Consider the following 9,121-nt stretch of genomic DNA (forward strand, 5'->3'; position numbering starts at 1 on the left):
TCTTAAAGTAATAAGTGAACTTTCCCTCTGCCAAACCATCTTTGGTATAGTATCCCTGATTTAATTTTATTCCATCAGGATTATAAAAAGAAACGGCGGCATCACCGGTGCGGCTATTGTTATTGCTGATGAGTGTTCCCTTTTTGTCGTAAAACTTCACATCTCGTAAATGTCCTCTTTCAAAAATCGTTTCACTATATAAAATACCGTCATCGTCAAAATCTTCGCTCTTTCCATCCAGCGAACCTTTCTTAAAAAAATGCCGCGACTTCATTTTGCCATTGGCGTAGTAAGAAATATTTTCTCCCTCGGGTTCTCCCTTAACATAATTTTCAACTCTGTCGGGCTTTCCATCAATTAAAAACGTATTCCATACGCCGGACTTTTTGCCATCAACATAATTGCCTTCTGTTTCCAATTTACCGTTATCAAAATATTCCTTGTACGGCCCGTCCGGTGAATCGTTTACATAATTTACGACTGATTCTGTTTTACCATTTGGATAATATATTGTTTCATCACCTTCCTGCTTGTCGTTACTGTAATGATCAACAGTTGATAAATAACCATTGCTGCTATAATATTTTGCAACGCCTTCTTTTTTTCCGCCTTTATAATTTATAGTTGATGAAACCCGGCCGTTAAAAAAATATATTGTTTCAATGCCTTCTGTTTTATCGTTTTTATAAGTTGTTTCGGAATAAAGAAGCCCGTTGCTGTGCCATACCAGGCTTTTCCCATCAGCCAAATCAGCCGAATAATTTGTGGTTTCCTTGAGGCCGCCATTTTCATAATAATAATTCCATTCTCCATTACGCCTGCCTTCACTATCAAAAGTTCCTTTTGATTTCAGGCGCCCGGTAGAATAATAAAATTCCCACGGGCCGGCCAAAACTTCTTCATTCTTCGCATTTTTCGCATAAGCGCCTTTGCCATTCACTATGTAATTTTTTACATACAATCTTTGCGGTGCATTAGTCCTTTTGCTTACAACCAGTTCCTGGCTTTCCCTTATGCCGCTTAAATAGTCGACCGCGGCTGTGCTGAAGGCTTCAATCTTCTTCTTTTCTTTCTGATTATATTCCTTAATATTTTTTATGTCGAGCCCGCTGAAAGCGTAAAATGCCATGGGTTCAAACTGGTTATTATTCCAGATCGTTTTAAACAGTGGTACATAAAATTGCATCCAGAAACCTTTGTCATTTGCATTGTATTCCAGTTTTTCAATCACTACCTGTAACTGGCGGACTATAGGGTCTTCAAGGCTTGCCTTCAGTTTATAACTTTTATCCAGGGCCGCTTTGCTCGTAAGTATGTCTTGTATATCTTCAAAATTATCTTCTTTACCGGGCTTATATTTTTGCAGGTCATCAGTTATGGTATTATTTATTTTAGCGATAGAGTTCAATAAACTGACGGTATTATTGGCATAACGGTTTTCAGGGGCTACAATCAGGCTGGTGGTAAAACTCATCATTGCCTGCACGAGGTTTCCCTTCAGGAGTTCCAACTGTCCCAGGAAGTAATGAGCGGAAGCATAATACGGATCCAGCATGATACACTTCTGAAAATTGACGGTCGCTTCATCATACTTCAATTGTCTCACCAGCGTGATGCCTTTATTGAAATACGTCGTGTAACTGTAAGGATTCTGGGCGATTATTGTATCATATGCTTTTAGTGCAAGATCGCTTCGTTGCGTGTCATCATAAAGATCAGCCAGCAGGTTGTACCATTCGGTATTTCGGTAGGGATACATTGATAAAGCAATGTTTCCATATTTTTCAGCTTCTACAAAATTGCTGTCCTTATAATAACTCAATATAATTTCGTGAAGAACATCAGCGTAGCTGGTATCACTACGGGGCACTTTTAAATATTCTGCAAGGGCTTCCTTGTATTTACCCTTGTCGTAGAGGGCAACGCCTTTCGAAATAATTTCTTTACTGTCAACCAACGGGTTTTCTAATTCTCTTTGCGCCTGTAGCTTAAGTAAACTTGTAAATAGAAGGGAAATGATTAAAATAGATTTTCTCATATTAACGGGGGCGTTAAAGTGTAGTAGTTCTGGTTGTTTGAAAACTTAAGATAATAAATAATTTTATTTCAACGAGTTTCTTAAGCATATTATTATATATTATTTAAATAAATTGCTCTTGTTTAGGAATTATTATTTGCACCTGAAAGAATAGCCTTTCTGCCATATGATGGCATAACAATCGGCTTCTTTAAAGTGGCTCTGCTTTTTGATTCGTACAATTTATTTACCTTACTTTCTCAATTACTTCCCATGACAAACCGTAAAAGATTTATCCAACAAATTGCGTTATTGACAGGGGCTTTTTCGGCCAATAGTTTATTCAACCAGGTGCATGCTGAAGCAATTCAATCAGCTAACAAAAAAGTAATAAACCGGTCACCGGTAGATGTCGCCTCTGACGAAGATTATTGGAGTACTATTCAGCAGGCGTTTACGGTAAGCCCCAATATCATCAACTTAAACAATGGTGGTGTAAGCCCATCGCCGCTGATTGTTCAGCAGGCACTGGATAGGTATAATAAATTTTCAAACGAAGCCCCTTCGTATTATATGTGGCGTATTCTCGACCAGGGGAGAGAGCCCTTGCGTGAAAACCTCGCCAACCTTGGAGGATGCGACAAAGAAGAAATTGCAATAAACAGGAATGCGACAGAAGCGCTGAATACGGTAATTTTTGGTCTGGATCTAAAGCCCGGCGACGAAGTTATCGGCACCAAACAGGACTATCCCAATATGATTAATGCATGGAAACAGCGTGCATTAAGAGAAGGGATTGTTTATAATCAATTAAATTTTGATTTTCCTATTGAGAATGATGAGACCATTGTAACTGCTTATGAAAACGCGATTACATCAAAAACAAAAATTATTCATGTAACGCATATCATTAATTGGGTGGGTCAAATTATGCCGGTACGCAAAATTTGCGATATGGCCCATCGCCATGGTATAGAAGTTGTGTGTGATGGCGCACATTCTTTTGCTTTACTGGATTTCACTATTCCGGATCTTGATTGTGATTACTTCGGAACATCGCTGCATAAATTTTTAAGCGCACCCATTGGTAGTGGCATGATGTTTATCAAAAAAGAAAAGATTGAAAAAATATATCCCTTAGTTTGTAATGATCATCCAAAGAGCGGCGATATACGAAAGTTTGAAACCCTTGGCACACGTAGCTTTCCTATTGAGCAGGCAATAGGTGAAGCGATTAATTTTCAAACGGCCATTGGTAATAAAAGAAAGGAGGAGCGGATTCGATATTTAAAAAATTATTGGGCGGAGAAAGTAAAAGATATTCCTAAAGTAAAACTACATACTTCGTTACAGTCAAAATATTCCTGTGCCATTTGTGGTGTTAGTATTGATGGAATTACACCCGGAGAATTAGACACCGCATTTTTTAATAATTATAAAATTCATACGGTTGGCATTGTTTGGGAAAATATTAGTTGTGTTCGTGTAACGCCGCACGTTTATACCCGCCTGCAGGATTTGGATAAATTAGTAAAGGCTATAGAAGAAATTGCTTCGAAGAAATAATCCTTACTCAGTAGAATTAGTTATTACTTGCCTCCGCTCCATTCATTGTTACTTCGGTCTACATCCGGCAGCACATTGTCTGGATCAAGAATTACTTTATTGATTTTTGAAGTAGAAGCACATTTGAATGTCCAGGTTCCTCCACGTTGCCATACTTCCACCGGTAAATTAATATTCCCTGTCTTGCCATTTCGTTCAACAACTTTTATTATTACCGGCATAATCATTTTGTTCTTGTTTTCTATTGTTATGAGTGCTCCTTTAGCAGGATCATCGTCAACATATTTTACATCGGTTACTGCCTGGTCCAGCGTCCATGTAGTAAAGAACCATTCTTTCCAGAACCAGTTTAAATCTTCACCGGCAGCATTATTGATGTAATTAAAAAAGTCGTAAGGCGTGGGATGTTTATAGGACCATGTTTCCGTATACTTTCTGAATGCATAATCAAATCTTTCTTTACCCACGACTACATTGCGAAGCAGGTTGAGACCATAAGCCGTTTTGCCATAATAAATAAAAAACTCATCCATATCCATTGCTTCTGGTACTACTATTAACGGGTAACGGATATGGGTAAGCGAATCTGTTTCCAGGTAGCCAAAGAAATCTTTATTGTATAAAGCGGGGTCTTTAGCGTATTCGCCGTTATTGAAAATGTCGGTTGCATAATAATTGATGTATGTATTGAACCCTTCATCCTGCCACATATATTTCCTTTCGTTGGAGCCAACAATCATCGGGTACCAGTTGTGCCCGATTTCGTGTGCAATCAATAACCATAAAGCAGCTTTCGTTTCTTTATAGTCGCAAAAAATGATGCCGGGATATTCCATACCTGTTACCGATGCGCCAATATTTACAGCACTGTTCCACGGGTACTCGAAGAAATGCTGTGAATAAATTTCAATACTGTTTTTTAAATATTCAGTAGCTCTTGAGTAGGCGTTATTTCCCATGCTTTCCGGGGGATAAGCCGACATGGCAATGGCTTTTCTTCCCGATGGCAGGTTGATCTTTGCGGCATCCCACACAAGCGCTTTTGAAGCAGTCCATGCCACATCTCTTGAATTATTCATTTTAAAATGCCAGGTGAGATTGCCAGTATTTGTCGGGCGCATTTTCGCTTTGCCTATTTCATTGGCTTTTATAATGGTAACTGTTTTATCAATGTTTGAAGCGACGGAAAGCCTTTGTATTTCTTCTGCTGTTAAAACCTCGGAAGCATTTTGCAAATCACCTGAACCATATACAATCATTTCTGCAGGAGCCGTAATATAATAATCGAAATTGCCATACTCACAATAAAACTCGCCAAGGCCCATGTACGGCAATGTGTTCCAACCCTCCACATCATCATACACACACATGCGTGGATACCATTGTGCTATTTCGTATACCACGCCTTTATCGGTATAAAGCCGGCCCATACGGTCGGCACCATGAATAGGAATCGCAAAGCTATAGTTCACCTTTATAGCAATAGTATCGCCCTTTGACATCAGCGGGTTCTTTAAGCGTAGCTGCATCCGGGTATCTGAAATAACAGGCTGCACAATGTATGTTTCTCCATGCGTGCTTACCGATACATCGGTGATATGATAACCTCCGCGATCAAATCCCTGCACATCAAACCGGTCGCCTGAAACCGGTGTGGCTGCAGAACCTCTCGATGCAGGATCGAACAAGTTTTGATCCAGTTGCAGCCATACAAAATCTAATTTATCAGGGCTATTATTCGTGTAGGTAATAGTTACATCGCCAGTAACGGAGGTATCCTTTTCACTTAATGTGGCATGAATCAGGTAGCTGGCACGGTTTTGCCAATACATGGGTGCAGGTGTTCCGTTAGCCGAACGGTAAGGGTTACCCGCAGGTGGATTAAATTCCTGCGAATAAAAATCAAGTGGGTTATAAGAGGCGGTATCATTGGCGCCGGTTTGCGCATATAAAAAACAAAAGGTTAAAGAAAAGAAACAGAGCAAGGATAATTTTTTCATGCAATTATTTTATGATCGTGTAATATAATTATTCTGTTTCGAACTAGTCGTTAGCAGACCTTCTCCTTTAAATAATCTTTTTACTTAATGGTGTCAAAAAGATTTCTCCAGGCATAGAATGCTGGAGTACGCAGTTGGTATAGCGATGATAGTAATAAAAAAAAGTGTACCGAAGCAAGTAAATACGAATGCGGAAAATACTTCATCTTATTTTCCTATAGCTGCTCTTGTATTCTTCACATCAGCTACCGTTATTGCCGAAGCTTTGTTTTTAAAATTGTTCCGGATGTAAGTGAGCACATCGGCAATATCCTGGTCTGCAAGCGTTGCCTGTGGCGGCATATTGTTGGAATAATATTTTCCATCAATAGGAACTTTTTCAACAGAACCCAGCAGTACCCATTGAATCAGTTTTTTCTTATCACCTTTTACGAATGCTGCATCAATCAGCGGCGGATTCATTTTTGGGACGCCGCCTCCATTAACCTGGTGACACGTTAAACAGTTTTTTTGATATACTTTTTTGCCGCTCACGAGTTGAGACTTTAAAGAGGATTGCGCATATAACACAACCGTTGTTCCAAACATCAACAACAAAAACATCGAACTCTTCTTCATTTATTTTCCTTTGTAAACAATTTTATAAATAAATCCACCTTTATCGTCAGACACATATAACGAGCCGTCTGGCCCTTGAGCTAAACCACAAGGCCGATGTTTTGCATCACTCGGAGACATAAATTGTTGGCCTCCTGCGAAATTATCGGCAAATACTTCCCAGTCACCACTTGGCTTTCCGTTTTTAAATGGAACGAAGGCCACAAAGAAACCCTTTTGCGGCTCTGGTGCCCGATTCCATGAACCATGAAAAGCAATGAATGCACCGTGCTTATATTTTTCAGGAAACTTATTGCCTTCGTAAAATAACAGGCCATCCGGCGCTAAATGCCCGGGGAAGGCAACTAACGGATCTATGGCATTTTTGCCACCTTCTTTTTTTCCATCGCCGCCATATTCCGGTGCAAGAATTTTTTTATGTTGAATCTGGTCATAATAGATATAGGGCCATCCGGCATTATCACCTTTGTGTAATAAGTACAAACATTCCGCTGGCAATTCAGCGCTTTGTTTTGTCGTATATAAATCAGGAAAAAGATCAGCCAACTGGTCGCGGCCATGTTGGGTAACATACAATTCATTCACGTCATTGTTCCAGCAAATGCCCATTTCGTTACGCAAGCCCGTGGCATACCGCTCGCCATCTCCGTATGTTTGATTGGGTTTGCTAGCACTAAATTTCCAGATGCCACCCGCAGAATCCAATATAGGGCAGGGATTCATTCCGGGTGAGCCTTTCGCTCTGTCGCTGATCTGGCAGGCGTTTGAATAAGCACCAACCGTTACATAAATGTTTCCGTTATTATCGAATGTGAAAGGTTTTGATTCGTGTTCATGGCGGTCGAGCAAACCGGTAACAATCAGCTCAGGCTTAGTGGGATCGACAACTTTACCATTTGCATCCAGCTTGTACCGGAAAATTTGTGTATCGGTTGATGCATATAAGTAACCATCTTTCACACCCATCCCTGTTCCGGTAAAATCGCCAAAGCCTGTTTTTACATCTGCCTTACCATCTTTGTTGGCATCGTGTAAAAAGTAGATTCCTTTACCACCTTTAAGTGACGAAAGTTTCACATATACATCACCTTTGGGCGTAACAGCAATATGGCGGGCTTCTCCTAATCCGCTGGCAAATACGGTTGCGGCAAAGCCCGCAGGTAATTTTAAACCGGCGCTTATCACACCTGTTTTTAGCTTTTTATTTTGAGTACTATCGTTGGCTGTTTTTGCAAAAGAATAATTGTTCATCAGTATGAAACTTATCAATGGAACGAGTAAAAAACCTTTTTTCATATTACTTGTTTTTGGAATTTTAAAATTACATAAATCTAAATGCCCGCAATCAGTGAGTCAATAATCTAAATAATTTTATAACATTAACTGAACCCACTGAAGCTTGTAATACAATTTTATGGGCAGCAAAGTTCGTTCCCTAAATCTTTTCGAATAAACATTTTACGAAAATGAAACAATTCCTATCCCGATTCATTGCCTGAAAGATAATACTTGCAGGCTTTAACAAACACTAATAAGGTTTCTGTGATGGTGTATCCTGCAGAGGATAACAGTCAAGGATAAACGATTTGAAGTAGTGTCGGGTTGAGAGATCTTACTATTGGTTTTTTAGATTATAATTAATTAACTTAAATTAGATAATTATATCCATCCCCCTGACAATTTAGCTAATTAAAAAACTACTGAACTGGCTACATCTATTTCGTTACTTAAGATAATAACGATTTTGAGCTGGTGATATTAGTACTATTATTTACTGAATAGCTAACCTATAAAAAATAAAGAAGAACATGTAGAAATGGCAAAAAAACTGTAAGCAGTTAATACTAAAATTTATTTATTAACCCTCAATTGCAAACAATGCAAAAAATAAAAGTCTTCTTAGCGTCTTCCAATGAACTGAAACCTGAACGCGACCAGTTTGAAATTGAAATTTATCGTAAAACCAAGGCATGGTTTGATAAAGGCATTTTCCTCCATCTCGATATCTGGGAAGATATGACGGCACGTATGTCAATAACCGGCTCCCAAAGTGAGTATGATAAATTTGTAAAAGGTGCCGACCTTTTCGTCTTCCTTGCTTATTCCAAAGTTGGCATGTACACCGCAGAGGAATTTGAAAATGCAATCGGGCAATTCGTCTCAACTAAAAAACCATTTATCTATACGTATTTCAAAGTACCACCTCCGGATAACGCAGATCCCAGCCTTGCTGCATTTGAAGCGAAGCTTAAGGAACTGAAACATTTTTATGCAAGCTTCACCGACTTTAATGATCTCTGGAACCAGTTCAATAAAGAGTTGGAAAGATTAGAAGCAGACGGCTTCACTGAAAATAAAAGGCCTGACGAGGAAGGTGCACCTAAAACGATCAATCAAACTGCAGACAAGATCTATAACATTGATAAAATTGATACAGCAAACTTTTCATAAAACCAAAATATGAGTGATTCACCCGAAACACCACGAACTGCTGAAGTACGTATTCAAAATGTATCGCCTGACAGCATGCAGGTAAACGTGAATGGCGAGATAAGGGAAATTAAAAACAACCTCGATGAATTGAAATCGTTGTTGCAAAATGTGCGTGCTGAAAATTTTAAATCCGGCGATAAGATTTATAATATAGGTACCATTACTAATGCCGTTTTCAGCGCCGAGATCGGCAAGAAAACTTTCAACATGTATCTCTGCCGCAAACTAACGGAAGCGCTTAGTGGCTATAGTGGTGATGCAAAAGATTTCCTGGATAACATAAGAGATGCAGATAAAGCTGACTGGGAAACGCAAGTACGTTATACCCGTAAGGCTAGCGGTTATATCATATCCGGATTTGTTGGCGTGTTGGGGATGCTATTGCAAAAAGTTATTTCCAGCGGTATCGATGCCTTTACTTCCAACA

At 39.3% G+C, this 9,121-nt stretch carries 7 protein-coding genes; 3 read left to right on the forward strand and 4 right to left on the reverse strand.

Annotated features, from left to right (window positions below; translation table 11 throughout):
- Positions 1 to 2,038 (reverse strand): tetratricopeptide repeat protein (locus ACO1O5_RS19700; RefSeq protein ID WP_486273320.1); only part of this gene is annotated, 2,038 nt, incomplete at its 3' end.
- 252 nt (positions 2,039 to 2,290) lie between these two features.
- Between ACO1O5_RS19700 and ACO1O5_RS19705 the strand changes: the two genes are divergently transcribed.
- Positions 2,291 to 3,583, forward strand: a complete 1,293-nt coding sequence (locus ACO1O5_RS19705) for an aminotransferase class V-fold PLP-dependent enzyme (RefSeq protein ID WP_486273322.1) — start codon at positions 2,291 to 2,293, stop codon at positions 3,581 to 3,583.
- Positions 3,584 to 3,606: 23 nt separating this feature from the next.
- Here ACO1O5_RS19705 and ACO1O5_RS19710 read toward each other — a convergent pair whose 3' ends face one another.
- The 3 genes from ACO1O5_RS19710 to ACO1O5_RS19720 form a co-directional block, all read right to left on the reverse strand.
- On the reverse strand, positions 3,607 to 5,583 hold the full coding sequence (locus ACO1O5_RS19710) for a M1 family metallopeptidase (protein ID WP_486273324.1): 1,977 nt from the start codon (positions 5,581 to 5,583) through the stop codon (positions 3,607 to 3,609).
- Between the two features lie 207 nt (positions 5,584 to 5,790).
- Positions 5,791 to 6,201 (reverse strand): c-type cytochrome, encoded by a 411-nt coding sequence (locus ACO1O5_RS19715; RefSeq protein ID WP_486273326.1) that lies wholly within the window; start codon positions 6,199 to 6,201, stop codon positions 5,791 to 5,793.
- The gene (locus ACO1O5_RS19720; protein WP_486273327.1) at positions 6,202 to 7,497 is read right to left on the reverse strand and encodes a PQQ-dependent sugar dehydrogenase; all 1,296 of its coding nucleotides are present in this window, start codon (positions 7,495 to 7,497) and stop codon (positions 6,202 to 6,204) included.
- Between the two features lie 582 nt (positions 7,498 to 8,079).
- Here ACO1O5_RS19720 and ACO1O5_RS19725 point away from each other — a divergent pair.
- Together ACO1O5_RS19725 and ACO1O5_RS19730 are read left to right on the forward strand one after the other, a co-directional pair.
- On the forward strand, positions 8,080 to 8,652 hold the full coding sequence (locus ACO1O5_RS19725; RefSeq protein WP_486273328.1) for a hypothetical protein: 573 nt from the start codon (positions 8,080 to 8,082) through the stop codon (positions 8,650 to 8,652).
- A gap of 9 nt (positions 8,653 to 8,661) precedes the next feature.
- Positions 8,662 to 9,121: hypothetical protein (locus ACO1O5_RS19730; RefSeq protein WP_486273330.1), on the forward strand; the 460-nt coding region annotated here is incomplete at its 3' end.

Source organism: Ginsengibacter sp. (assembly GCF_057362405.1).

Coding starts and splice junctions, on each gene's coding strand:
- ACO1O5_RS19705 (WP_486273322.1), top strand. CDS start 2,291: ATGACAAACCGTAAAAGATTTATCCAACAAATTGCGTTATTGACAGGG.
- ACO1O5_RS19710 (WP_486273324.1), bottom strand. CDS start 5,583: ATGAAAAAATTATCCTTGCTCTGTTTCTTTTCTTTAACCTTTTGTTTT.
- ACO1O5_RS19715 (WP_486273326.1), bottom strand. CDS start 6,201: ATGAAGAAGAGTTCGATGTTTTTGTTGTTGATGTTTGGAACAACGGTT.
- ACO1O5_RS19720 (WP_486273327.1), bottom strand. CDS start 7,497: ATGAAAAAAGGTTTTTTACTCGTTCCATTGATAAGTTTCATACTGATG.
- ACO1O5_RS19725 (WP_486273328.1), top strand. CDS start 8,080: ATGCAAAAAATAAAAGTCTTCTTAGCGTCTTCCAATGAACTGAAACCT.